17 protein-coding genes are annotated in these 26,178 nt (G+C 50.1%); 10 read left to right on the top strand and 7 right to left on the bottom strand.

The window, feature by feature from the left end; translation table 11 throughout:
* Positions 1-190: 190 nt before the first annotated feature.
* Genes D4L85_RS25640 through D4L85_RS25630 form a run of 3 tightly spaced genes read left to right on the top strand, consistent with a single transcriptional unit; the run spans position 191 to position 5,614 of the window.
* Positions 191-1,411, top strand: coding sequence for a hypothetical protein (locus D4L85_RS25640; RefSeq protein WP_160144000.1), 1,221 nt, complete (start codon positions 191-193; stop codon positions 1,409-1,411).
* Entirely contained in the window at positions 1,408-1,959 is a 552-nt protein-coding gene (locus tag D4L85_RS25635) for a condensin complex protein MksE (protein WP_119756983.1), read from the top strand. The genes D4L85_RS25640 and D4L85_RS25635 overlap by 4 nt, the downstream gene beginning before the upstream one ends.
* Complete coding sequence (locus D4L85_RS25630; protein WP_119756982.1) at positions 1,937-5,614, top strand: ATP-binding protein; 3,678 nt, start codon at positions 1,937-1,939, stop codon at positions 5,612-5,614. The genes D4L85_RS25635 and D4L85_RS25630 overlap by 23 nt, the downstream gene beginning before the upstream one ends.
* A gap of 53 nt (positions 5,615-5,667) precedes the next feature.
* Here D4L85_RS25630 and D4L85_RS25625 read toward each other — a convergent pair whose 3' ends face one another.
* Positions 5,668-6,261 (bottom strand): hypothetical protein, encoded by a 594-nt coding sequence (locus tag D4L85_RS25625; RefSeq protein WP_119756981.1) that lies wholly within the window; start codon positions 6,259-6,261, stop codon positions 5,668-5,670.
* A gap of 239 nt (positions 6,262-6,500) precedes the next feature.
* Here D4L85_RS25625 and D4L85_RS25620 point away from each other — a divergent pair, with 239 nt between their 5' ends.
* A complete protein-coding gene (locus D4L85_RS25620) occupies positions 6,501-7,379 on the top strand; it encodes a sugar phosphate isomerase/epimerase family protein (protein ID WP_119756980.1) in 879 nt (292 codons plus the stop codon).
* Between the two features lie 263 nt (positions 7,380-7,642).
* Positions 7,643-10,027, top strand: a complete 2,385-nt coding sequence (locus D4L85_RS25615; RefSeq protein ID WP_119756979.1) for an ABC transporter permease — start codon at positions 7,643-7,645, stop codon at positions 10,025-10,027.
* A gap of 24 nt (positions 10,028-10,051) precedes the next feature.
* On the opposite strand, the gene D4L85_RS25610 is transcribed toward D4L85_RS25615, so the two are convergent.
* The 4 genes from D4L85_RS25610 to D4L85_RS25595 form a co-directional block, all read right to left on the bottom strand.
* Positions 10,052-12,733 carry an ABC transporter permease gene (locus D4L85_RS25610; RefSeq protein WP_228450629.1) on the bottom strand — a complete coding sequence of 894 codons (2,682 nt, stop codon included), beginning with the start codon at positions 12,731-12,733 and terminating at the stop codon, positions 10,052-10,054.
* Positions 12,734-12,736: 3 nt separating this feature from the next.
* On the bottom strand, positions 12,737-13,078 hold the full coding sequence (locus D4L85_RS25605) for a PadR family transcriptional regulator (protein ID WP_119756978.1): 342 nt from the start codon (positions 13,076-13,078) through the stop codon (positions 12,737-12,739).
* Positions 13,079-13,430: 352 nt separating this feature from the next.
* Complete coding sequence (locus D4L85_RS25600) at positions 13,431-15,860, bottom strand: ABC transporter permease (protein ID WP_160143999.1); 2,430 nt, start codon at positions 15,858-15,860, stop codon at positions 13,431-13,433.
* Between the two features lie 230 nt (positions 15,861-16,090).
* Positions 16,091-16,483, bottom strand: a complete 393-nt coding sequence (locus D4L85_RS25595; RefSeq protein ID WP_119756976.1) for a winged helix-turn-helix transcriptional regulator — start codon at positions 16,481-16,483, stop codon at positions 16,091-16,093.
* A 110-nt stretch (positions 16,484-16,593) separates the two neighbouring features.
* On the opposite strand from D4L85_RS25595, the gene D4L85_RS25590 reads away from it, so the two are divergent.
* The 5 genes from D4L85_RS25590 (at position 16,594) to D4L85_RS25570 (ending at position 24,040) form a co-directional block, all read left to right on the top strand.
* On the top strand, positions 16,594-17,469 hold the full coding sequence (locus D4L85_RS25590; RefSeq protein ID WP_119756975.1) for a pirin family protein: 876 nt from the start codon (positions 16,594-16,596) through the stop codon (positions 17,467-17,469).
* Positions 17,470-17,728: 259 nt separating this feature from the next.
* Positions 17,729-20,887 (top strand): alpha/beta hydrolase family protein, encoded by a 3,159-nt coding sequence (locus D4L85_RS25585; RefSeq protein WP_119756974.1) that lies wholly within the window; start codon positions 17,729-17,731, stop codon positions 20,885-20,887.
* 16 nt (positions 20,888-20,903) lie between these two features.
* Complete coding sequence (locus D4L85_RS25580; RefSeq protein ID WP_119756973.1) at positions 20,904-21,272, top strand: hypothetical protein; 369 nt, start codon at positions 20,904-20,906, stop codon at positions 21,270-21,272.
* Positions 21,273-21,458: 186 nt separating this feature from the next.
* Positions 21,459-21,917, top strand: coding sequence for a (2Fe-2S)-binding protein (locus D4L85_RS25575; RefSeq protein ID WP_119756972.1), 459 nt, complete (start codon positions 21,459-21,461; stop codon positions 21,915-21,917).
* 2 nt (positions 21,918-21,919) lie between these two features.
* Entirely contained in the window at positions 21,920-24,040 is a 2,121-nt protein-coding gene (locus D4L85_RS25570; RefSeq protein ID WP_228450628.1) for a xanthine dehydrogenase family protein molybdopterin-binding subunit, read from the top strand.
* Between the two features lie 81 nt (positions 24,041-24,121).
* On the opposite strand, the gene D4L85_RS25565 is transcribed toward D4L85_RS25570, so the two are convergent.
* Both D4L85_RS25565 and D4L85_RS25560 read right to left on the bottom strand, forming a co-directional pair.
* Positions 24,122-24,724, bottom strand: a complete 603-nt coding sequence (locus D4L85_RS25565; protein WP_119756971.1) for a hypothetical protein — start codon at positions 24,722-24,724, stop codon at positions 24,122-24,124.
* Between the two features lie 98 nt (positions 24,725-24,822).
* Positions 24,823-26,178, bottom strand: coding sequence for an alkaline phosphatase family protein (locus tag D4L85_RS25560; protein ID WP_119756970.1), 1,356 nt, complete (start codon positions 26,176-26,178; stop codon positions 24,823-24,825).

The raw sequence follows: 26,178 nt of genomic DNA, 5'->3' as shown, positions 1-26,178 counted from the left end.
AAAATGCGCGCGATGCCAGGGGCGGCAGGGCGGTTAGCAAAATTTTGAATAGCGAATTATAATATAATGACAATCAGATAATTAAATATTTTTCACGTCGATTCTCATTTCCCTTTTGCGCAAGCTATTCCAGTGGGGTATTTTGCCAGGATGTTGTGGTTCCAACCCATGACTTTGGGCCCAAAAACGATTGAGAACGCCATTAACCATCCGTGATCTTGTAAACCTTCTTTACCAAAGCAAGGATGTTATTGAAATGCTCTTTGGGAACAAGGACTCCATCCACAAATCGGAAATCCTGGCCCGCGACGATATGTCGGATGAGCGTTTGGAGAAACTCGTCCTGTACGAGATCATCCACGAAAACAACAACGTGATCGGCCTCGACGACCGGATCGTGACCTTTATCGAGGAATTCCTGGAGATCGGTGAGGTGACCACCAGCTTCATCAACGACAACATCCAGGCGCTGAACGAGAACCTGAAGTACTACCGGATCGACAGCAACCCGAAGTTCCTGCGCAACATCAAGCGCTCGCTGAAACGGATCAGTTCCACCACGTCGCGCGAGGTGATGAAGCTGCACAAGAACATCGACGACACCTACAAAAACCAGGACAACTATGTGATCAAGTTGCAGGAACTGGACAAATACAAATCCAAGCGCGACGACATCATCAACCTGATCCGCGAATCGGAACAGATCATTTCCGATGCCCAGGGATTTTTCAACACCATCATCGACGCCGAGCTAAATTCCATCGTGCTCGATCTCCGCTACATCCTGGTGCGAAACCGCGACTACCTGAATGAGATCCAATCACAGATCATCGACTACATCAATCGCATTCAATACCAGGCAGCCATCTACAAAAAGATCCAACGGCTGAAGGAGTTGAAGGACTACGAGGAGTTGAAATACAAAACCGATTTCATCGACGTGGTGACGGGCACCAAGGCGCTGATGTTCCAGCGCCGGAGTGTGCTGAAGTCGCGGATCTCGCTCGACTTCCTGTATTCCGACCGCGGCCATGAGTTGTCGAAAAAGATCGCCACGAAGCTCGACCTGCTTCGCAATACATCGCGAAAACCCGCGGGAAGAATGGCCGAAGGTTTTGATGAGAGCAACCTGGAAGAGTCCACCAGCCTGAACGTGGCCGGCCTCGTAGAGAAGTTCATGACGAGCGATTCCGACCTGTTTCAATTTGTGCTCACCTACAAGTTCCCCGAAAAAGTAGGCGAACTCAGTCTTGAGAAACGGATCTCGCTGTATGTCGGCATTTCCATTGACTACGACAGCAAGCTCTCCATCTCGGGGAAGCTGGGAAAGATGGATTACGTCAACGACAAAAAACAAAAGCTCAAACTGGGCTATGCCATCATAAAACCTAACCGAAAAATGCAGGCATGAACAACATTCCCAAACAGACACCGGAAATATTTGCCATCCTGAGCCGTGGAAATTTCATCAGTTCGAACGGAAGCAAGGGAAAGCTTTTCGATGTGATCGGCTACGAAGGAAATTATGAGCTGTTGAAACAGTTTTTTAGTCACACCGGCTATACGCTCGAAAGCGGACACAACTATTATTATTTCAGTCAGCAGGAGGAGGCCAACCTGGTCATCGAGAAAAAGCTTGAGCAGTTTGCATATTACATCGATGTGATGGACTTTTTCTCGTCGATGGACTTAAAGCCCACCGTGGGCACGCGTTACCGGATTACGCAGATCGCGGAAGAGTGTTTTTCGAACGAGCGATTGAAACAAAAGATCTACGCGCTGTCGCGGAAGGAGAAGATGGTCGACAAAGTGGCCGAGATTGCTAACGACCTGGCCCAGGCCGGTTTTTTTGAACAAGAGGACGAGGATACTTACAAAGTAATGGACGCCATTCATTACCTCGAACAAGTGATCTCGCTGATAACGATTGAAGAAGATGGAGAACAACAGAATCCTTAACCGGATCATTTTTATAAACATCGCCAACACCGACTACTCCTGCGTGGAAATCGCGGGCAACACGTGTTTTGTGGGGACGAACAATATGGGGAAGACCACGCTGCAGCGGGCCATCCTCTTTTTCTATAGTGCCAACACGCGCGGCCTGGGGATCTCGTCGTCGCAGAAGACCTTTGAGGATTATTATTTTCAATACCCCAACTCGTACATCATCTACGAGATCAAGACGGAGGATGGGCTGTTTCATGTGATGGTCTACCGGAACACCAAGTTGTTTTATCGCTTTGTCGATGGCGCTTTTGAACAGGAGTATTATATCCACGACAAAGAGGCCCTGGTGCCCAAGGCGGTGCTGGCAAAACTGAACGAGCGTCGCATATCCTACAGCGACCAGGTGGAGACATTTGAACGGTACCGGAACATCATCTATGGTGCCGATCCGGACAAGCGCTACAAGAAGTTCGCGTTGATGAAAGGCAATGCCAACTATCACAACATCCCCCTGGCCATCACGTCCATCTTTCTCAGCTCCGAGTCGGTGATCAAGGCCGAGTTTGTAAAGGAGTGTATTGCCAACGCCATCGGGTCGAAGCACACCACCATCGAGCTGAAAACGATCGAGCGCCAGCTCCGCCAGTTCACGGAGCGCTATCATGACATCGAGACTTTTTTCCGCAAGGAGAACGCACAACGCAGCGAATTGATCCGCGACAATTTTGCCTCCATCCGCCAACTCAAAGTGCGCCAACGCACGCTGGCCGCTGACCTTGGAGGGGCATTGAAATACGCGGCGCTGCAGAAAGACACGATCAGCGCGCAGGTAGACGAAAAAAAGGAAACCGCTTTGAAACTGGAGGTGAGCTTCAAGGAGAAGGAAGAACAGCACAAAGAAAAGAACAAGGAGACCCACCAGGAAATCGGGGGACTGAAGATCAAGCTTCGCGAGGCCGATAAAAAGTTTGCCGAATACGAAGAAAAGGGCATCGCCGACCTGCTGCGCGACGCCGACGAAAAGCCCCAGTTGCAATTGGAGTTGCAGGCCCGCGAACACGAATACGCCACCCTCACGGCCGGATTCAGCGACGTGGAACAACAATTTAAAACCCTGTTCGACGCCCTCGAAAATGAGAAAAAAGAATTCGAGCATATCTTACAGTCACAAGGCTTGCAGCTCGACAAAAAACTTCAAGAAGAAAAGAACGCCTTGCGCGAAGCCTTGTATAGCCAGGTAAACGGTCTCAAAGAAAAGAACAGCGCCGAAGGCGAGCGGTTGCGCCAACTCAAAACACAACACGAGCTCGACAACAAGGATGCGCAATTCCGCGAAAAAGAGATCCGTCACAAACGGTATTTTGCAGAAGACGTAAAGCTGCTGCAACAAAACCTGGACGAGATCCGGAAACGGAAGATCGAATGTGCCTCGGCGTTGACGGTGAAGAGCAACAACGTGGACTCCCTGAAAAAGGACGGAGATCACATCGTGGAACGGAACAAGACCGCGGCCGCCCAATTCATGGAAAAGAACAAAGAAGAGGTTTCCGTGAACGAAGCAAAGATCAAGGCCATCGACGAGAAATTGTCGGTGCACCAGCATGCGTTTTTTGGATACCTGCAGGAAAATTTTCCCGACTGGTATGAGACCATCGGAAAGGTGTGCAACGAAGACATCCTTTTTAACGAGACGTTGAAGCCGAAAATGGACAAGAAGGCGTTGCAGTCGCTCTATGGCATTCAGCTTGATCTCTCGCACGTAAAAGTGCACTCCAAAACCCTGGAGGAGTACGAGCAAGAGCGCAGCCAGCACCGCGAGCGAATCGCCACCCTAAACCAGGCATTCCTGGATTACCGCGAAGAGCAGGCCCGCGACGAGCAGGCAAAGCTGGCGGCCATCAGCCGGAAGGTGGCCCACCTCAAGAACGAGATCGGTCAGTTGGAATATGAGATGACGCAAGGCGAACAGAAATCGAAACAATACGAACTCGACTTGCACGAATGGAACCGGAAAGGTGAAGCGCAACGCGAAAAGGACCTGGTGGAAGTGTATGAACTCCAGGAAAAGTACAAACAAGAGATGGCGCTCATCGCACAGCAACTCACCGCGCTCGAAAAAGCGATAAAGACGGAGGTAAGCGCGCTGGAGAGTGCTATGAACGACAAGCTCGCCCAGCTCAATAAAACTTTTGCCAAGGAGATCGAGAAGATCAAAGAACAGAAAGAGGAAAAGCTGGGAGAGCTGGAAGAGCGCAAGAGCAAACTTCAAAAGGAAAAAACTTCCGTCCTGAAAAAGAAAGGCATCGACGACAGCCGCATCCGGAAACTAAAAAAAGAAATAGACGAACTCCGGCAAGCCCTGCAACACATCGAAACCCATGCTCAATTCATTAACGACTATCGCAAAGACAAACGCGAGCTGTTCGATAAGGTGAACGAGTTTAAAGACGAAAAAGAAAAATTCGAAGAAAGAATAAAACAGGCCGACAACGAATTTGGCCGCGAAAAGGAGGCCTACACCAAAGCGAGGAAACACCTCGACGAGGAGACCCGTGAGCTCGCCAACGCACTAAAAGGATACGTAGACGGCCTCAGTCACTTCGAAAATCATTTCCGGGACAAATTGTTGTACGACCGGCTGCGCCACCTCGTGGAACCGGCACCGGTAGCCCACACCGAGACAAACATCATCGGCCTATGCTCGCAATTGCAGGCCAACGACAACGAGTTCCACAACCAGTTCGACAAATTCCGGAACAACGTCAGCGAGTTTGCGGGAAGGTTCCGTCCGGAGAATCACTTGAACTTTAAGATCAACACCGGCGCGGGCGAGGCGGAATACGAGCGTTTCGCGTCGTACCTGGAGGAATTCTATACCGAAAACAAGATCCAGATCTCCATCGCCGAGGTAGCCAAAAGTCACGGCATGCTCATCGATGCCATCGCCAGCAAAATGAAGGCGCTGACCGAATACAAGGGAAGGATCAGCAAAATGATCGGCAAGATGGAAGCCGATTTCAGCAAGGCTTCCTTTGAAAGCTCCAGGCTCATCGAATACATCAAACTGAAGTCGGAGGACAGCGAAAACAAGGTCCTGCGCAAGCTGCAGCGCGTCACCGAGTTTCGCGACCAGAACCCGTTCCTCTATGGTGAAGCCAACCTGTTTAATACGGGGAACAAAGGAAAGAGCGAGATCGACAAACGCTCGGTGGAATTGCTGAACGACCTCCAGAAAGTGATCAGCGAAGAACACTACGACGAGATCAACGTACAGGACTTGTTCGAGCTACGCTTCCGCATCAAAGAAGGAAAGAACGACACCGGCTGGATTGAAAAAATTGACAAAGTAGGGTCCACCGGCACCGACATGCTGGTGAAGGCCGTTATTTACATTACGCTGCTGAACGTGTTCATCAAAGAATCGACGGAAAAAACGACGCGCAATTTCAAAGTGCATTGTATCATCGATGAGGTGGGTCAGATCTCAGCGCCCTATCTGAAAGAACTCATCAGCTTTGCCGACGAACGCAACATCTGCCTCATCAACGGATTGCCAAACGAGAGCAAGTTGGAGACCCATTATAACTACACGTATAAATTCAGAAAAGACACGAATGGATATGTAAAAGTGGTGCCCCTGTTGACCATGAGCGTGGAGCCTTAGCCTATGAGAAGGAAGTACGGAAAGAGCTCGCCCAAGAAATATTGATACAGTAGTTATTTAGATTTCCGCTTGAAATAGTCACCTAATCCCTTGCCCGCAATGGCATAGGCAGATTGAATGCGCGTCGTCATCTCGAAATCACCCGGATATTGAATTTTGCCCGTGATTTTATAAAATCCAATGCGAGCTACTACCTTGGTCGGATCGACTGACTCGACGACCCACACCTCACCATCAATTTCTCCCGGGTGTGCCAGCACGCCACCAAACCAACCGCCCTCGGTGTGTTTCGTCTTCACGATCAGCGTATACGGCGCTTGCGCGTCGGGTAGCTCGACTTTAGCGTATTCTTTGAAGTTTTGAATGAACGATGGCTCATAGAGCAGTTTCCGGTCTTCAAACCACTCCTGGATGAAGTCGGAACCTCTGCCCGGCTCGCGCTCTTCCCACCGGTTTTTGACTTCCATCAGGAATACCTTCTCCGGTTTGGGATCGGCCATGCCCACCTGCATGCTATCGTAGCGAAAGGTGATGTTATAGGATTTCTGACCTTTCAAAGTTTTCAGACTCCCGCTAAGGAGTTTTACACTTTGCGCTAGCAGGACAGGGGAGGTGAGAAGGAACAACAGCAGAAAAACATTTCTCATATCGATGGGGGGAAACAAGCGACTGAAAATAATAAATAAAACTTGGCCAGTGTAAATCCGCTGTAAAATCTGCTGCTACCAACGGCCAGTCAAGGCCCGATAAATTATTATCAATCAGTGGCTTATGTTCCGGATGGATAAGTAGTACTGTATTTTTAAAATGACGGGCTTTCCGTCCGTGGCATTTGGTCCAAGATGTGTACATTTAACACATAGCAAACCCAAAATAAACACATCCTATGGTAACCAGACGATCATTTCTAAAAACCACCGCGATGGCCTCGACCGGACTTCTGATCGGTCCGTCCTTATTCGCAAAATCGAAATCGAATTATATCGGCATACAACTTTACACGGTGCGCGAATTGATGGCCAAAGATCCCGTGGCCACCCTGGCGAGCGTAGCCAAGATCGGATTCAACTCGGTGGAAGGGGCCACCTACACCGGCACGCAAAAATTCTATGGCATGGATCCGGCCGCTTTCAAAAAAGTATTGAGCGACAATGGGCTGGTGATGTTCAGCGGGCACTACCTGCTCGGCGAATCGATGCCCGACACGAAAGGCACGATCTCGAACGAGTGGCAGAAAGCAGTTGACGATGCTGCCGCCGTGGGATTGAAATATATGGTTTGCGCCTACCTCTTTGAACCAGAACGCGGAACCCTCGATCACTACAAACAAACCGCCGACAAATTGAACAAGGCCGGAGAGATCGCGAAGAAAGCCGGGCTTCAACTTTGCTATCACAACCACGCCTTTGAATTCGATGCACAAGACGGCAAGCTGCCCTACGACGTGCTGCTCACCAACACCGATGCCGACCTCGTCAAAATGGAATTGGATCTGTATTGGACCTACAAAGCCAAACAAAATCCCATGGCATTGTTTAGTAGAAACCCGGGCCGCTTCCCGTTGTGGCACGTAAAAGATATGGACAATACGCCGAAACAAGATTTTACAGAAGTGGGCAACGGCGTAATCCCGTTCAAAGAAATATTCGCCCATGCCAAAGAAGCTGGTCTGAAATATTTCTTCAACGAACAGGACCAAACGCCCGGCGATCCTTTGGTGAGCATGGAGAAAAGCTATGCCTATATTAAAAAGAATTTAGTGTAGCCGGAGGGTACCAATTGCTCTTAGCAAGCGAGGATGTGTCTTACCCCGACACATCCTCTTTTTTTTCATCGAAGAAACTCACCTGATTTACCTGCGGCTGGGTGGGTGGAGCGTTGTAATAATGGCAAAATCACTGTCCGCAATCAGACGATGATGATGCGTATCCGAACGTAGCCTTCTACAGGAAGGCGGGCAGAATTGTTATTGGAGCGGATTCAGCTGATATGGCAGGTTTCTTGTAGTTCAAGGGAAAACCCTACGCCATGATAAAACATTTCTTCACGATCGCCCTGAGAAATTTAGAACGCAACAAAGCGTATGCTGTGATCAATGTCATGTGCCTGGCGTTGGGCATCACCTGTGCTATCCTGACCTTTGTCCTGGTTACGTATCATTTGAGTTTTGATACTTTTCACGCAAAGAAAGATCGGATCTATCGCATCACTACTGAATTGCACCAGGAAGGGATAAGTCGGGACGCTAGTGTTCCACAACCCATGGGGAAAGCCTTTAGCAATGATTATGAATTTTCTGAAAAAGTAGCGATGGTGTTTAGTAATTCGGATATGCTTGTGTCTGTCCCATCTTCACCAGGCGATAAAAAATTTAAGGAAAATCTGGCTTTCGCAGAGGCGGATTTTTTTGATATCCTGGATTTCCCCTTCGTGCAAGGCAATAGAAATACCATTTTAACCGAACCCAATACAGCCGTTATTACCGAGCGGATCGCAGAAAAATATTTCGGAGATCAAAACCCGATCAATCAAGTTATTCGGGTACAAAATAAATGGGATTTCAGAATTACCGGGATCCTAAAGAATTTGCCTGTCAATACCGATCGCCGGGAGGAGATCTATTTGTCGTATAGCAATCTGAAAGATTACGATTCATGGTTGGCCGGCGAGAGCTGGAGAGGCCTGGCCGGCGGTATGAATTGTTTTGTTCTACTGAAACCGAATGTCTTGCCTTCCGATGTAGATAAAGTTTTTCCTGCGTTGTCTAAAAAGTATTACAATGAACGGGATGCAAAAGCCTATCAATTTAAACTCCAACCGCTCTCGGACATACATTTTAACCCCGAGTTGGGAGGCTATTTAGCAAAGAAAAACCTGTGGGCCTTATCGCTGATCGGACTTTTTCTGATCATCGCGGCCTGCGTAAATTTTATCAACCTGGCTACTGCCCAGGCGCTCGACAGGGCGAAAGAGATTGGGGTACGGAAGGTATTGGGAAGCGGCCGCAAGCAACTCTTCTGGCAGTTCATACAGGAAACTGCGGTGATTGCTTTGTTGGCGCTGGTATTGGCTTTTGCTTTGGCTCAGCTTTCCCTGCCGTATGTGAACGAACTCTTCGCTATCCAGCTTCGGATAGACATCTTCCAGGATGTTTACCTGCTTACCTTTCTCCCCATCCTGCTGGTGGTCGTGATCTTACTTTCCGGTTTCTATCCCGGTTTAATTCTGGCCGGCTTTCAGCCTGTTCTGGCCTTGAAAGGTAAACTATCACAAAAGCACGTAGGCGGGTTCTCATTGAGGAGAGGATTGGTTGTTACACAGTTCGCCATTTCGCAGTTGCTTATTGTCGGCACCCTGGTGATCGCGAACCAGATGCGCTACTCGAGGCAAGCGGACATGGGTTTCCGGAAAGAAGCCATCGTGATGTTGCCGGTACCGGAAAGACAGAAATCAACCCTAAGTACACTGAACTCGGAGATCGCCCGGATAGCAGGAGTAGAAAAAGTGACCTTTTGCAGTCATGCCCCGGCATCCCCGGATTTTGCAAGCGTGAACTTTCACTTCGATTCACGTACGGAAGATGAGGACTTTGAAATTTCCATTAAAATAGGTGACGACCAGTATGTCTCCACGTTCGGCTTGCAAGTGATCGCCGGGCGAAACTTGAACCCGTCTGATACAGTCCGCGAATTTCTGCTCAACGAGACCGCTGTAAAAAAACTCGGTGCGCGTTCCCCACAGGATGTGATCGGAAAAAGAATGCGGATAGGTCTCAACAACCGGGAAGGATCGATTGTCGGCGTGGTGAAGGATTTTCATAATAAATCTTTCCACGAGACCATTGCTCCGCTTTGTATCACCAGCTCCAACAATTGGTATTTCAGTTGTGCCGTAAAAATAAATCCCGCAAACTTGTCTACTACTCTGGGCGCTATGGAAACGGCTTGGAAGAAAACCTTTCCCGACCAGGTCTATGAATACGCTTTCCTGGATGAACAGATTGCCCGGTTTTATGAGCTGGACAACATGATGCTGCGGCTTATCCAGGCCTTTGCCGGTATTGCCATCATCATCTGCTGTCTGGGTCTATATGGATTGGTGTCGTTTATGGTGGTTCAAAAAACCAAAGAGGTGGGTGTGCGCAAAGTATTGGGGGCAAGCGTGAAGAACATCGCGTGGCTGTTCGGCAAAGAATTTATTCGCCTGTTGCTTATTGCTTTTGTGATGGCGGCACCTTTCTCCTGGTGGGCGATGAACCACTGGCTGGAGACCTTCGCATACCGGATTCAGATCGGTGCAGGGATCTTTATTTTGGCTATTTTGATCACATGTATGGTAACGGCGATTGCTGTAGGATATAAATCTATCGTGGCAGCATTGATGAACCCCGTGAAATCTTTAAGGAGTGAGTAGCGGTCAGTCGTCAAGGGCCGAAGCTCATTCTGAACGAAGACTGTTCACAGGATTAGCGATCGCCGTCGTTATGGCCTGATAACTTATGGTCAGCAAAGCAATCCCCATGGCCAAAGCACCCGCTAAAACAAACACCCACCAGCCTACTTCAATATGATAGGCGTATTCCTGCAGCCACCGGTTTGTTGCCCACCAGGCGATCGGAAAGGCAATGCCATTGGCGATCAAAACCAACTTCAGAAAGTCGCGGGATAATAGGGAAACCAATCCCACGACACTCGCCCCCAAAACCTTTCTGACGCCGATCTCTTTCACACGTTGCTCGGTGGAGTAGGTGGCCAGTCCGAAAAGTCCCAGGCACGCGATGAAGATGGTGGCCAGTGCGGCCCAGCCGAGAAGGGTTTGGCGTCGTGCGTCTTCAACATAAAATAAGGCCAGCTGGTCATCCAGAAAATGATACTCGAAAGGATCGTCCACATCATTGCTCACCATGATGGCCTTTAACTTGTTCAGGGTTCCAGGTATGTCTACGGGCGCTATTCGCACCGAATAGTAATCGATGACATGAATGGGGTTATGGTTATACGCCAGGATGAGCGGTTGAATTTTATCGCGCAGCGACTGAAAATGAAAATCTTTTACAATGCCGATCACCCGGGGCTTGAACGGCACATCCAGCGTTTCGAAACTTCCGCCACGCGACAACGCCGGGATCTCCACGGTTTGCTCCGACGCCTCGGTGATGTTTAACATCCTGGCCGCGGTTTCGTTGACGATGATACTGGAAGAATCGTAAGCCTCGCGAAAGTTTCTCCCGCGGAGTAAGGTCACCTCGAAGGTCTTCATGAAATCTTTATCGGTACCGAACAGATAAGATATGCCGAGCTCATCGGTGCTCCCTTCACTTCTTACCTTGACCGTGCGGAGCGACTTCCATTCGCCGGGCACCCGCGACGTCACCGATACGTTTTTTACCGAAGCGATCTTGCTCATTTGATCCTTTATCGTCTCGAAGTTCGACCGCGCCTTTCCCGTGTTCACATCGATCACCACCATGAGGTCTTTATTGAAACCCAAGTCGGTATGGTTCAGGTAGCGAACCTGCAACAACAGCACAAGGGTGCCAATGATCATCACTACAGAGATGGTGAACTGAAAAACAACCAGCCCCGTCCGCACAGACAGCGCGCCGGTGCTTTGAAGTTTCAGCCCCTTTAACAACGACACGGGTTTCAGACGGGAAAGCAGCAAAGCCGAGTAGCTGCCCGACAAAAATCCGATGACAACAATGGCGGCCAGGGCATAGATCCAGAAATGATAATCCACGGAGAAAAGCGAAAGTTGCTTGTTGGCAAACTGATTAAAAAGAGGGAGCACCACATGGACAACACCGATCGCCACGACGAAGGCGATCGCCGTTGTCAGCCACGATTCGAACAAAAACTGGCCGATCAAATTGCTTCGCATGGCGCCGATGACCTTGCGCACACCGATCTCCTTTACCCGGCTAGACGCGCGCGCGGTGGTCAGATTCGTGTAATTGATGGCGGCGATCAGAAGAACAAACAAAGCTGTGAATGAAAATATCGTAATGTAAAGCGGGTTTCCCTGTGGAATACTCTCTACGTTGGTGTTCCTGGCGCCGTCGAATATGTTTGCCGATTTAAGGTGCAGGTCTTTCAAGGGCTGGAGACGGTACGAAAATTTTGTCCCTGTTTCAGGCGTAAAGTTGGAAAGCACGAGCCGGGTCATTTTTTTCGATACGGAATCGGGATTCGAATGCGGTCTCAGCAAAGCATAGACAGTGAAACCATTGGATGCCCAGTCGCTGGTCATGGTCTCCTTAAAAAAGTCTGCATTATAAAAACTCGACTCCGACATCACCGAACTAAAGTTGAAGCTCGAATTGCGGGGATGTTCCTTTAAGATGCCGGTGATCTTTAAGGGGAAGGGGAGGTGACTGAATTGCAAGCTCTTGCCCATCACATCCGTCCGGCCGAAAATGCGCAGGGCCAGGTCTTCGTTGATGATGATCGAGGCAGGTTCTTTTAAAGCGGTACGTCGGTCGCCTTCTATGAGGGGGAAGTCAAATATCTCCAGGAAATGCTCATCGGCAATCGTCACCGTTTCCTGGAAGGGGACAGGATTCTCCGGGTCTACGAGATTGGCTCTTCCCGTCCTGATCATGCGGGTGGTGGTTTCCACTTCAGGGATCGAGTGTTTTGACTCTTCGGCAAGTTTGTAGCCCGCTGCCGCGATGATGGTCGCCTCACCGCGCACGTCTTTATGTTCGACCACGCGATAGATCCGCTCCGCGTTGACATGGTGTTGATCGAAAGTGAGTTCATCAAAAACGTAAAGACCGATCAGTAAAAAACACACGATGCCAAACGTGAGGCCGACGATGTTCAGTGTGCTGTGGAGTTTGCTTCTCAAAAGATTTCTCCAGCCCGTTTTGAAATAACTTCTGATCATATAGGAGCCATTTAAGTGATATCTTTTTTTCGAACTAATGATCCCGGGCCGGAAGAGGAGCAACACGTCGACGATAAACTGCACATCCGCTTTTCGCTTTCCATATTGTTCTAACCGTCTGTGATAGGCTTCCATCAGGTCGCCTTCGATATAACCCTGCATTTCCGGGTCACAGTACCAGCGGAAGAACTTCAAAAAGAAACGGGACGGACGTGCAACCGGTTTGTTCATAGCTCAACGCGACAGGTTCGCTTGCCAAACGGTTTTTGGGATCGCCTTCCAAAGCTCATCGCGTGTCTCTTTCGCATACTGCATCGCTTTCTTGCCCATGGCGGTGATCTCGAAATATTGCCTGGGCCTGCCCGCTCTGTCTTCGGTCGATTCGCCGGCGAACGATTTGAGATACCCCTTTTCTTCCAGCCGCTTCAAAGCCGTGTGGAGTGCCCCAAAGCTAACGGTGCGCGAAAGCCTGGATTCGATCTCATCTTTTATCGAAACACTATAGGCCCGGTTGTTCAGAATGCCGATCGTGAGGATGACGATCTCCTCAAATTCCCCTAGCTGATACTTTTTCATGCCCTAATATACTCTAAATGTAGTAATAGTAACAATGATGCCAGACTTAAAAAGTAGGGGAGAGAAGCCCCAAAAGGGATTCCCATGAAACAGCATGATCATTTTTGAACATAGGCTGACCGGCTGCGAAGAGCGCAATCACCATTAGCGGCCAAACGTTATCGTTTCACCTGACTTTCTTCATACCAAGCCGCTCTGAACGATAATCATCGATCACAAACCACCGAACACGAAATACCGGCTGGCTACTGACTACTGACTACTGGCTACTGGCTACTGAGTCCCCCAGCACCTCGAATGAAATGCCGACTTTCCAACAAACGCAGAGCCCAAAATAGCTCCCACCAAATTCCTACTCATTCCTCAACGTCCTCGCAGGATCCGTACTGGCTGCCTTAAGCGATTCATAGCTGACCGTCAGCAAAGCGATCGTGATCGCGCCAAGGCCGGCAAACGTGAAGATGGAAATATCCAACGGCACTTTATATTCAAAAGCCTGCAGCCATTGCGTCATGGCGTACCAGGCCAAGGGAGCGGCAATCACAAACGCCAGCAATACCAATTTGACAAACTCCCGGGACATCATTCCCATGATCTGTGGCACACTGGCTCCCATTACTTTTCGGACGCCGATTTCTTTTAGTCTCCGTTCGGCCATGAAAGATGACAGGCCATACAATCCAAGACTGCAGATAATGATGGCGATCGCGGTGAAGTAGGTGATGATCTTGGAGATGCGCTCGTCTTCCAGGTATTGCTTCTGAATATTGTCGTCCAGGAAGGTGTATTCAAAGGGCGCATCGGACACCTGGCTTTTCCACATATCCTCGATCTGGGAGACCGTTTGCGACAGGCCGGAAGGGTTGACACTGGCAATTAAATAGCTGTACTCGTCCGCCTTCTCGGGGATTTGAAAGACGATGGGAATGATCGGATCTTTCAACGACGTTTGATTATAATCTTCCACCACGCCGACCACCTGGAAAGCATAGTTCTTTCCCTGCCAGTCGAAATAGAGTTTTTCCCCGATCATTTTTTTCGGTTCAACACCGAATTTTTTTGCCGACGTACGGTTGATAATGAGATTGCCCTTGGAATCCGCCAACCGGTTGGTGGTGAACGGCCGGCCCGCGATCAACTTGATATCCAGCATTTCCATATAGCCCGCATCGATGTTGTTGATGCGGTTAAGAATAGCGTTGTCCATATTGCCGCCTTCCCGGTAGAAGGCCATATCGTTGAAGATGTTGGATCCGGGAGGATAACCTGTGGCGGAAACGGCTTTGACAGCGTTCATTTTTTCGAGCTCCGTTCGCAAGGATTCATATTTCTTTTTCGCATCCGCCGTGCGAAGGGGAACGATGATCTTGGCTTCCGGATTAAAACCCAGGTCTTTGTCTTTCATAAACGAGAGTTGACGCGAGATCACCAGCATGCCACAGCCCAGCACGATGGCCACCATAAATTGAAGTACCACCAGGCCCTGGCGCAATCGTCCGGAGGTTTTGTTCATCGTGAATTTTCCTTTCAATACCGTCGCCGGTTGGAAGGAAGAGATATAAAACGCAGGATAGCTTCCCGCAATCAACCCGGTAATGACCATCAGGATCAATAGGGCGGTCCCAAAGAACACAACATTGCCCTGGTTAAAGGAGATGGCTTTGCCCGAAAGTTCGTTGAATACCGGCAAGGCTACCAGTACCAGGATCACACTGATCACGATAGAGATCGCCACCACAACCATCGCCTCACCGAGGATCTGGCGGATCAGGCTGCCGCGAAACGCACCCATGACCTTTCGGATCCCGATTTCCGCCGCGCGTTTGGTGGCTTTGGCGGTGGAGAGGTTCATGAAGTTGATACAGGCCAGGATGAGAATGAACGACGCGATAGAAACAATCGTATAGATGTATGTGATCCGCTGACTCTTGTCCACATGCGACCTCAGATAAATATCTTTTACAGGTTCCAGGAATAAGGTCTTGGTAATCCCCAGGGCCTTCATATCTTCCGAACCGTATTTGACCAAAACCTCGTTGATTTTTTTCTCCAGGTCCTTTGGCGAATGCCCCGGCGCCAGTTTGATGTAGCCACCCACAAAATTTTGTCCAGCCCACTCGTTGGCCGCGTTTTCATTTTTCCGGATATATTCGCCCGACCCACCTTCGCTCATGACGGAGGTAAAGAAATTGGCTTCCAGAAAACTTTTTTGGGGCTTGTAAACGCCCGTGATCTTATAGTTGACCGGAGTGCCGCCCTGGGTGATCAGGATGCTCTTGTCCAGCGCCGGCTCCGAGCCAAAGAGCTTTCGGGCAATGGATTCGGCGATCACCACGGTGTTGGCATCGGCCAGTGCTTTTTTGGGAGTGCCTTCGATAAACTCAAACGTAAGCACATCGAATAGCGTGGAGTCTGCCACGAAGGCGTTCGACTCGTAGAATTTTTTGTCCTCGTATTGGATCAGGTTCGCACTGCCAAAGGTAGGCACGATCCGGGCGGCGGCTTCGATCTCCGGCAGCTCATCCTTCAGCGTCATCGGTATCGGAGGGGAGACGCTGCCGAGTTTATCAAACCCTACCACGTTCGCTTCGAACTGGGTATCGATCCGGTACAGATCGCTCAATCGCTCATGGTGCCGGTCATATTGAAATTCGTCCTCAACATACAAGGCCAGGAGCAGGCAGCACGCCACGCCCAGGGAGAGTCCACAGATGTTGATGATGGAATAGGCCTTCGTGCGCACGAGGTTACGAAAAGCGATCTTGAGGTAGTTCCGGAACATAAGCATAGGGGTTTGCGGGGTCTCTTACCAAATTGGTGCCATGGCCGATAACCGCCCGGATGGGACACATCCCCAGGCCGCCGCTCACATTAGTGAACAGGACTGACCGGAAATGGGACAGTTTCGGCTCGAAGCACTCGAAGCACTGAATTTAATAAATAATTTGAATCACAATGATTTATGAGACCCCAGGAGTATAGGCCGGAATGTGGTCACACTGAAATTCGTGCTCAAGATCTCTTCTCGAATTCCTGCTTCATGGCCTGCCTGATCTTCCGGCGATGCTGACTGCCCCATTCGCTCAAGACGTTCAATACAGGACGAACGGTTAGCGCATAGTCTGTCAGCTCGTACTCGATCACGATGGGCGTTTGGGTATAGACCCGTCGCTTCACGAAACCGTTCAGTTCAAGCTCCTTCAATTCCGAGGCCAGCACCTTCGATGAGATGCCGTTGATGGTCCGCTGCAGTTCGTTGAACCGGCTTTTGCCATGCATCAGCGCAATGATGATGCGAAGCTTCCATTTTCCGCCAATGACATAGAGCGCGTCGCCGATGGCATTCAACTGTCCCTTGCAATCCGCGTCATCGTCTAATACGGCTTTCTTTTTGCGATCTTCCATGGTCGGGTACTTACCAAAAGGTAACTGCTTACCTTCAGTAAAGTGATTACTTTTGGTAAGCAAAAATAGGGACTTTGGTGTTATAAGAAAAAACAACAGGAGGAATTCATATGCGCTACACAGAAAGAAAATTGACTACGGTATACACCCCCGACGCACATCCCGGCTTTTTGGGCAAGGGCCATACCGCTAAACCGGTCATCGCCATCGATTTTTCAAAAAGCGACCCGTTCATCATGCTGATGGACGACATCCTCGATAAGACCGATCACGTCCCCGTGGGCGGGCCGCATCCCCACGCCGGGTTCGAGACGGTGACCTTGGTGCTTCAAGGCGAGATCGGAGAGGGGCCGCACGCCCTGAAGGCCGGAGATTTTGAAATGATGACGGCCGGCAGCGGCGTGGTCCACACCGAGATCCTGGCCAAGCCCATGAAAATGCGTATTCTGCAGCTGTGGCTGAACCTTCCGCAGCAGGACCGGAAAGCACAGCCCCGGGTTCAGCGGTTAGCCGCCGAGCATGTGCCGGCAGTGTCATCGAACGAGGTAAACATCAAAGTGTATAGCGGCACGTTTGCAGGCGTTTCTTCGCCTGTTAAAAACCATACGCCGTTCATCCTGGCCGAGATCAAAATGGAGCCCGGCGCATCGACAACGCAGCTTCTCCCGGCCGACTTCAACGGGTTCTTCTATGTGCTCGATGGCACTTTGCACGTCGGCGCAAACCAGCAAGCCTTGGCGGTTGATCATGTGGGCTGGCTCGACAGGGGCGATGTCCCTGGAAACAGCGAGGTAATGTTAATGGCCGGCAGCACCGGAGCACATTTCGTTTTGTATGCTGCACAGCCTCAGCATCACCAGATCGTTTCGCACGGTCCGTTCATCGCCGACAGCATGGAGGACATCAGGCGGTTGTATGCCGATTATCGGGCAGGGAAGATGGGGCACATCTTAGAGGTGGCAGCCGAGCAGCAGCTGTCGTATTGACTTGACATAGATTTAACGTCGCAATAATTTGAAAAAATTGGATTAGTAAAATTAAATATCTAAGTTCGATCATGAGCCCATCACACGGACGTAATTGTCAGTTGATGGGCTTTTTATTTTCAACACCAGTGCTCCAGGTCTTTTTGAAATGTTGAATTGCCAGCAGATTGAAACCACGAACGACTGCAAGCTCTCCCGGTGTCGTCATACGCATGCTATCACTTGATCGATTAATCCAAGCCATAAAAAAAAATCCTCTATGAATTCAAAATTCAACATTTCAGGTATTGTACGTGAGCGCGAGTCAGGTCTGCATTTGTCTGATCTACAGGTAAAGGCGTACGACAAGGATCTGCTCTACGATGACTTGCTCGGCAATGCGCTTACCGACAAATCGGGTCGCTTTGAGATCAACTATGAAGGCCCGGATTTCCGGGAGCTTTTTGATAAACGACCGGATATCTATTTCAAGGTCATGGACCCATTGGGCAAACGCATTCTTCACACCACCAGTCATTCGGTCCGGTGGAATGCCGGCGCCAAAGAACATTTTGAAATAGAGATCCCCGCGCATAAGCTTCCGCCAAAAAAGGATCTCACCGTAACGCTAATAGATGCACACGGCAAACACAGAAGCGATTTTGAAATAGGTGAATCGCTTATGATAAATATCACCGGGCTGGCGCAAAATGCTCCGTATCACTTTAGCCTTTCCCCTGAAAAAGAGGCAGAGGTATTTCATGTAACGTTGATATCCAATCGCTTCGGTGTGATCGCTCCGACGGTGTTATGGCCCGATATCGGGATCGGCGTTCCCGGTGCCGGCGGAAAATTTGCGTTTGAGACGCATGAGGAAGCCCTCGCAGCCATGGCGAATCGCACATTTCATATTGAGGTAACCGGCGACAAGAAGACCGTTGCCAACACCAGGTTCACCATTAGCCCGGAACAGTCGGGGACTAAATTGTATTCGGCTTCCCGATCAGGAGCGCTTCAAAGAGGACTACTACTGGGAAAGGACGAGCTTGTTGTTCAGGGAAAGAATTTCCAACCCGGCGCTTTGATCGATATTTATTTGGTGAAACGGAAATTTTCATGGCGCGCCGGCGACCGCATTGAGCCCATCCTAAATCTGGATGGATCGGAGGTAATGACAACCGTCCAACTCGCTCCACAAGAAAAGAACTTCAACGTAGTGCTGTGGTCGCAGGAGCAGCTCCGCACGGGGAGTTATGATATTCTAGCACGGGTTACCACGCTGCATGAATACCTGAGGGGTGAGCGAAAACTTCGCAAAGCCGATATTGTTTCAGACCGTTTTATTACCAGCGTCGTCGTGAGAGATGATATTTTTCACTACAAACCCATACACCAAGGTTGTGTTATGGCAACGAAGGAAATTGCCGCCACCATGTTGTGGGGAGTTCCCGAGGAAGTGAAATATACCAACAACTTCCCCAAGGGCACCGATGTATGGGCCGCGCTTGACCCGGCCGGATTGATGCCCGGCGCCATCGGTAAAAAGGTAAAGTTCTATGTAATACCACATAAATCACCCGGCGAATGGAGCATGAGCAGTAGCCTGGTCAGTGTTCCAGGTAGCGGTTCGCCGGAGATCATCACAAGCCCAAGCTGTGTAAATTCAAACGCAACGTTGGTATGGTCAAATCCCCAGCAAGCTGGTAAGTATGACCTGGTGGTTGATTTCGGCAACAATGATCCCGACCCCGCACACTTTGTCGCAGACGGATCGTTTGATCCGCCGGCGGATATGATCGATGGCTACCTGAACGTTGGTTTTTATGTGACGGACGACCCTTCTGTTCCAGGCCCCTACGCTGTTGGACAGACAAGTTACAACGATCCTGCAGTCACCATTCCGGCAATCGGTGTGTGGGCACCGGACCCGACTAATCCGATCTTTGGCGATACGCTCTCGGGTACACTTGATCTTCCCATGACAGCCGAAGTCCGCTATCCTGCAGTCGTGAACGGAGTGAACACTCCCGTTTCTCCGGGGCAGGCCAACTATCCCCTGGTAGTGGTCATGCATGGCATGCACGGCACCGGAGTTCCCAACCACCTGGGATATAACTACTTGCTGGAACACCTGGCAAGCCATGGGTTTATCGCCGTGAGTATTGACTGCAATGCCATAAACGACATCAATGGCGCGCAGGACACGCGTGGCCACGCCATCCTGGAGCATCTCGCTCTTCTGCAAAGCAAGAACAATAATCCCGGCCTTCTCTTCGGAAAGATAGACATGACCAATATCGGCATCATGGGCCATTCAAGAGGTGGCGACGGTGTGGTGCAGGCAGAGATCTACAATCAAACACTTGGGTTGGGTTGGAATATAAAGGTGATTGTTCCGCTGGCGCCAACGGATTTCAGCGGGACAAGTCCTACGCCGCTCAACTTAACTACTTCCAAATTATTTTGCATTTATGGCAGCAACGATGCGGACGTATGGGGTGGGGCAACCCCATCCACCCAGTATACAGGAACCGGCTTTCGATTTTATGACCGCGCCACTGTAGAAAAGTCAATGGCCTTTATTTACGGGGCCATCCACAACCGGTTCAATACGCAATGGGGAACGGAATTTTATGTGGATGCGTCTTCACCAAAAATTCTTTCTGCTGCTCAGCATCAGGTGTTGCTTTGCGGCTATATGACAGCGTGTATGCAGGTGTATTTGCAAGGCAGGACGGAACAGATCGATTACCTTACCGGTGAACTAAAGATCCCGGCCGTATCAACCGTGGAAGTACACAGCCAGTTCCGAAGGAGTTCGCAGACCCTTGATGACTTTGAAACGGCACCGGCGCTGAACCTGAATAGTGCCGGAGGCGCTGTCACTTTCGCAAACCTGGATGGCAGTCCACAAGAAGATACCGTGGGCGTGATCGATAGCTATTCACCACATCAGACGAAAGGCCTACGGTTGAAATGGAATGCCTTGACCGGGACTTATCAAAGCCAGATCCCGCTGTCGGGAAGCCTTCGCAATCTTACGGCCTTGAATTTTTTAAGTTTCCGGGTCACACAGAAGGTAGCTTCCGCGGCAAATCCGGTTGATCAGTTACAGGACATGCACGTGAGGTTAACCACGGCAGCGGGTGGGAACTCGCGCGCCATCCGTGTTGGGTATTTCGGCAACATTCCGTTTCCGTACAAGCCGGAGTATAGGCTCTACGACCTTGCCACCATGACCTTCGATCTGAACAGCGGTTATGAAACGGAGAATGTCAAAGCGGCCTTTAAAACCATCCGGATACCCTTGTACGCATGGACGATCAAATGTTTGAACGTTCCCATCGTAGACACGTCGAATGTAGAATTTATAACTTTTGAGTTCGACCATCTGCCTACAGGCGAAATTGAAATCGATGACATAGAGTTCACTTTATAACAATAAAAACTTTTATATGGCAAACGTCAGAATAACCCATGCGGTGGATCCAAAACTCAATCATAATTGTGATGCTATCCATATCGCAGATTACGTCATGGAGGAAGTAATACTGCCGCCTACGCAAAAGGAAAAGGCGCGAAAATGCGTTCACATTGTGGTTACCGGAAAAAATTTCAGAGCCGTAGCCCAACCACTATTTGCATTTGTAGGTAAAACTCCGGTCAGGTTCTTAAGGATATCACCCGACGAACGATCTATCGAAGGTATTTTACTGGACATGCCCGAAGACGATGCGCATGTCGATGTCGTGCTGGGTGACCAGGATCACGCCAGGCATCCCCGGCCCTTTAAAAAAGAAATGATCAAGCGGATCAAATCGTAACGCATGTGGTCAGTTTCTGGTGGGCAGCCACGCATCGGACCTTCACGGCGAAATAGGAGAGGCGGAAATTGCACCGTGAGGAGGAAAGTATTTACCGGCCACCTCGGCAAAAGGCGTTTCACCAAAATCCGCTTGATAACGAAAACCTAATCGGTTATTTTAGGTTATATGATAATCCCACACGTCATGGACCTCACGATCAACAAAAAAAAATATTCAGTCAATATCAGTCCGGAAGACATGTTGCTGAATGTATTGCGACACGACCTTGATCTTACGGGTACAAAATACGGTTGCGGCGAAGGGGCTTGCGGAGCATGCACCGTACTGATCAACGGCGTTGCCGTTCGCTCCTGCATCACAAAGGCCACCAGCGTCGAAGGAAAAGAGATCACTACCATAGAAGGGCTCGCGAGCCATGGCAAGCTCCACCCGGTTCAACAGGCGTTTCTTAATGTTGATGTGTTCCAGTGTTCGTACTGTGCTTCGGGTATGGTGATGTCGTCGGTGTCGCTGTTGAAGAAGAAACCGGAACCCACGGAAGAGGAGATCATCACGGGCATGCAAGGCAATGTGTGCCGCTGCGGAACGTATCCAAGGATCATCAAAGGCATTCAGGAAGCTGTGAAAATTCAAAAAAGCTGACGATGGAGACGAAACACGAAACCGGTTTTGCTCCCGAGCAATACGAGCTTTCCGAGCGGCCGTCCTATCATTTTACAATGAACAGACGGGAATTTTTTAGCGTACTCGGAAGTGGCATCGCCATAACCCTTGCGACGGTCAATACGAGTTATGGGTTATCGGCCGACGCGTTGCCGGAAAATCAGATCGGCGCATGGCTCCACATTGGGGAAGACGGCGCGGTTACGATCTATAGCGGCAAAGCAGAAGTGGGGCAAAATATCAGGACCTCCCTCGCACAGGTGGTGGCGGAAGAACTTGATGTTCCGATGGAAAAGATCACGATGATCCTCGGCGACACCACGTTGACACCTTACGACCGCGGCACGTTTGGAAGCCGGTCAACACCCTACATGGGCCCACAACTGAGAAAAGCCGCAGCCTCGGCACGCGAACTCATCCTGGATCTCGCGGCAACCGAATGGAAGACGGAACGATCCCTGTTATACATCAGCAAGGGCAACGTGACGAACCCGGACACGAAACAGATGACGCCTATCGGTAAGATCGTCAAGGGCAAGCAACTCGTCCAGGCCGTCGATGAGAAAGTTGTCTTGAAGAAGATCGACGCGTGGAAGATCGCCGGCACGTCTGTTAAAAAAGTGAATGGCGAGTCGTTTGTCACCGGGCAACACAAATATGTCTCGGACATGAAACTTACCGGCATGTTGTATGGCAAAATTCTGCGCGCTCCAGCCTATGGCGCAACACTGGTTTCCGCAGACATTTCCGATGCAAAAAAAATACCTGGTGTGGTGGTCGTCCATGATAAAAACTTCATTGGTGTGGCAGCCGGTGATCTTTCGACCGCAAACAAAGCATTACAATCGATAAAAGCAGAATGGAAATTCGAGCCACAGCCTTCCCGAAAGGAAATATTTGATCACCTCAGGAACACGAGCAAGAACGACGATCGCGGGAAGGTATCGGGGGATGTTTCAACGGCATTTTCGAAAGCAGCGGCAAGCGCCGAGCAAACCTTTCATGTGGATTACATTGCGCACGTGCCCCTGGAGCCGCGTGCTGGTGTTGCCCAGTGGGAGGGGAATAAGCTCACCGTCTGGACAGGCACGCAGCGGCCGTTTGGTGTGCAGGAAGACCTGGCCGATGTTTTCCAGATGCCCAAAGAGAACATCCGGGTCATTCAGCCCGATACCGGATCCGGCTATGGAGGCAAACACACCGGAGAAGCCGGCGTCGAAGCCGCGAGGCTCGCGAAAGAAGCCGGGACACCGGTGAAAGTAGTATGGACGCGGGAAGAAGAATTTACCTGGGCCTATTTTCGCCCCGCAGGTGTCATCGATGTGAAGGCCGGTGCGGATAAAAGCGGGATCCTCACCTCGTGGGAATTTCATAATTATAATTCAGGAGGTTCGGGCATCGACACACCTTATGAAGTTAAAAATACCGCGATACAATTTCATCCATCAGACTCACCGTTGCGACAAGGCTCATACCGCGGACTCGCCGCCACGGCAAACAATTTTGCCCGTGAATCCATCATGGATGACCTGGCCGCTGAGCTGAAAATCGATCCGCTTGAATTCCGCCTTAAAAATTTGTCCGAGCAAAGAATGAAAGACGTTCTCGAAGCTGCGGCAAAAGCTTTTGGATGGAGAGGAGCCAAACCGGAAAAAGATCACGGCTTTGGTATCGCCTGCGGAGAGGAGAAGGGAAGCTACGTTGCGGCCTGCGCAGAGATCGCATTCGACCGAAACGAAAACGACATCAAGGTGCTGCGAGCGGCTGTTGCGTTTGAATGTGGGGGCATTATTAATCCGAATCATTTGGAGAACCAGATCACGGGCTCGATCATTCAGGGTCTTGGTGGTGCGTTGTTTGAGTGGATCGATTTTAAGGATGGCAAGATCCTGAACCCAAAATTCTCAGCCTACCGCGTTCCCCGGTTTGGTGACGTTCCGAAGCTGGACATTGTTATGTTGAACCGAAAAGATATTCCACCGGCAGGAGCGGGGGAGACGCCGATCATTGGCATTGCACCGGCGGTGCGAAATGCGATCGTTAATGCTACGGGGAAAAGACTTTATACGCTGCCTCTCGTGCCGCGGGGATTGGAGGTTTGACTCCGCTCCCAAAGATCGGCTGTGCTTGACATTCAGGCAGCGTCGAAAGGCCGGTGGGAGTGGGCTGCCGGTAGCCCGTATTCAAGCCAATTCTTCAGAAACAATTTCAATCACTTTGCCGCTTTCGGCTATGCCAAAAATTTGCAACGTATCAAATCCGTTTCGCTTTGCTGTTTCCACCTCGACCTTCGTACCATCAATCAGCTCAATAAACCCATCGGCATCCACGTCACTTGCAAACTCGTCATCGAAGTCAACTCCATTGTACGTCGAGATCGTTAGCTCAAACATATCCGTGCCATCGTGGGCCTGATATAGTTTGTCCGCCTTCCTGTTTTTCGTTTGTTCAGAATAGTGGTCACAGAACATGGCATTGTAGCCATGCAGGCAACCGTCAAATATCAAAATTTCTTCTCCGCTAACCGGTTCAACGGCTACGACCAGCGCAGGCGTGCCATTGAGACCGACAATCAGGTTTTGATAGTCAGCATGCAATTGCCCAAAATACTTGATCTTGAATTTCTTTTGCCCGGAAGGGGTTTTCAATCGTCTTCTCCATTCGTGCTTCTGCAGGTCCTTCGGCTCATTTATTTGTTCCGTCAGTCCGTCAAGAAAGGTTGGTCCCAAAACTCCGTTGTCGGTAGTTTTTGCTTTGTCTTTTTTGAATTTGTCGAATAATCCCATGCGTTTCGAAGGTATCTCTTTTTTTGAAAAGTGACCTTATCCCAAAAAAATGTTCCGGATAAAAATCGCATGGCTAATCCAGATTTGATCATCCGTTCTCAGGTTTTTCTGGCGTTCGCCACCGAGGTCTTCCACTGGATGAGTTCCGGGTATTTTTCATTCACTTCTTTTGGATATTGTTTAATCATTTCAAGGGCTGCCGCCTCGAACGACTCACTAACAGCGCCCGATGGCCCATTGACGATGGAAGCTCCCAGTACACTCTGAACGGCCAAAGGCTGTGAAGGCGGTGGCGGAGCGGGTTGTGGATTGGGATTGGTGAGGGCTGCAGAAACGCTGCCAATGCCCGCAGCTTTTCGCTTTGCAACCGTGTCGGAATAGGGTTTCCCGGGCGTAAATTTTTCTGCCATCAACTGAAGTACGGAGGTATGATCCAGCAGCGTATGGCAAACCGATCCACTCTGCACCAACGGCGACGCGACAATGGCGGGGATCCTTGGGCCTAGACTTTGAAATCGATACGAATTGTCGGGAAGCTTATACTCAATGCGGGGAGGTGCGACATGGTCATAAAATCCGCCATGCTCATCATAGTAAACGACCATCACCGTACTCGCCCAGCGAGCCGGATTGGAGGCGAGGGCTTCATAGGTCCGTCTCAAAAAATCTTCACCCCATCCGATGGCCAGCGGCGCATGATTGTCATTTGGACGATCGGGGCCTACATGCGGGGCATCCTGATATGACGGTTCAATGATGATCACTTCGGGTGCTGAGTCGGCCGCTTCATTTTGTACGTCGCTGGCCAGGTATTCATAATCCCTGAAATTAGGACTCAGCACCAAAGGCCACAAAGAAGGATAGAGGACGAAGAACGATAACCCGTCATGATAGACCCGCCACCGGACGCCATTCCGGTTCATCCAGCTAAAGAGGTTGGTATCGCCATCAATCGGAACGGTCGGGAGACCTAAATTTTTGTATTTGAACGTATCGCCGGAGAAGGCAAAGGTGCGGTTGGGTTGGGTGCCGGTGGGCAGCGAGCAAAACCAATTGTCACACGTGCAAAACGTGCGCGCAAGAAAACTGGTGACCGGCACCTGCGTGGATTTAAAAAATCCCATGGGCTCGGTCCGGGCATTGGGACCGACGCCCGTGAAGGCTGCATAGGCTTTCACAAAGCCACCCATGGTAAATTTCTGTTGTGCGTCAGACCATGCGAGTTGTGCGGCCACTTCATCATACTCATGCGGCAGGTCAAACGGCAGCCGGACATCCTTGGGAAAATTGTACGCGGAATAGCGGTCACCTTCAAATGCATTTGAAAAATTTTGAAGGGGCTTTTTCAATCCATTCACGGGCAAAAGGTTTTCCAAACTCAGGTGCCCCAGCATGTGATCGAATGACCGGTTCTCAAACATGAGGAGCACGATCGTTTTAACCTGGTCTATCAT

This window comes from Chryseolinea soli (assembly GCF_003589925.1).
Classification (GTDB): domain Bacteria; phylum Bacteroidota; class Bacteroidia; order Cytophagales; family Cyclobacteriaceae; genus Chryseolinea; species Chryseolinea soli.
This window is presented reverse-complemented; position numbering and strand designations above follow the sequence as displayed.

What these genes read in the sequence shown, in the direction of transcription:
- D4L85_RS25635 (WP_119756983.1), top strand. Translation starts at nt 1,408, where the DNA reads ATGAACAACATTCCCAAACAGACACCGGAAATATTTGCCATCCTGAGC.
- D4L85_RS25580 (WP_119756973.1), top strand. Translation starts at nt 20,904, where the DNA reads ATGGCAAACGTCAGAATAACCCATGCGGTGGATCCAAAACTCAATCAT.
- D4L85_RS25625 (WP_119756981.1), bottom strand. Translation starts at nt 6,261, where the DNA reads ATGAGAAATGTTTTTCTGCTGTTGTTCCTTCTCACCTCCCCTGTCCTG.
- D4L85_RS25610 (WP_228450629.1), bottom strand. Translation starts at nt 12,733, where the DNA reads ATGAACAAACCGGTTGCACGTCCGTCCCGTTTCTTTTTGAAGTTCTTC.
- D4L85_RS25630 (WP_119756982.1), top strand. Translation starts at nt 1,937, where the DNA reads ATGGAGAACAACAGAATCCTTAACCGGATCATTTTTATAAACATCGCC.
- D4L85_RS25605 (WP_119756978.1), bottom strand. Translation starts at nt 13,078, where the DNA reads ATGAAAAAGTATCAGCTAGGGGAATTTGAGGAGATCGTCATCCTCACG.
- D4L85_RS25615 (WP_119756979.1), top strand. Translation starts at nt 7,643, where the DNA reads ATGATAAAACATTTCTTCACGATCGCCCTGAGAAATTTAGAACGCAAC.
- D4L85_RS25570 (WP_228450628.1), top strand. Translation starts at nt 21,920, where the DNA reads ATGGAGACGAAACACGAAACCGGTTTTGCTCCCGAGCAATACGAGCTT.
- D4L85_RS25560 (WP_119756970.1), bottom strand. Translation starts at nt 26,178, where the DNA reads ATGATAGACCAGGTTAAAACGATCGTGCTCCTCATGTTTGAGAACCGG.
- D4L85_RS25595 (WP_119756976.1), bottom strand. Translation starts at nt 16,483, where the DNA reads ATGGAAGATCGCAAAAAGAAAGCCGTATTAGACGATGACGCGGATTGC.
- D4L85_RS25590 (WP_119756975.1), top strand. Translation starts at nt 16,594, where the DNA reads ATGCGCTACACAGAAAGAAAATTGACTACGGTATACACCCCCGACGCA.
- D4L85_RS25575 (WP_119756972.1), top strand. Translation starts at nt 21,459, where the DNA reads ATGGACCTCACGATCAACAAAAAAAAATATTCAGTCAATATCAGTCCG.
- D4L85_RS25585 (WP_119756974.1), top strand. Translation starts at nt 17,729, where the DNA reads ATGAATTCAAAATTCAACATTTCAGGTATTGTACGTGAGCGCGAGTCA.
- D4L85_RS25620 (WP_119756980.1), top strand. Translation starts at nt 6,501, where the DNA reads ATGGTAACCAGACGATCATTTCTAAAAACCACCGCGATGGCCTCGACC.
- D4L85_RS25600 (WP_160143999.1), bottom strand. Translation starts at nt 15,860, where the DNA reads ATGTTCCGGAACTACCTCAAGATCGCTTTTCGTAACCTCGTGCGCACG.
- D4L85_RS25565 (WP_119756971.1), bottom strand. Translation starts at nt 24,724, where the DNA reads ATGGGATTATTCGACAAATTCAAAAAAGACAAAGCAAAAACTACCGAC.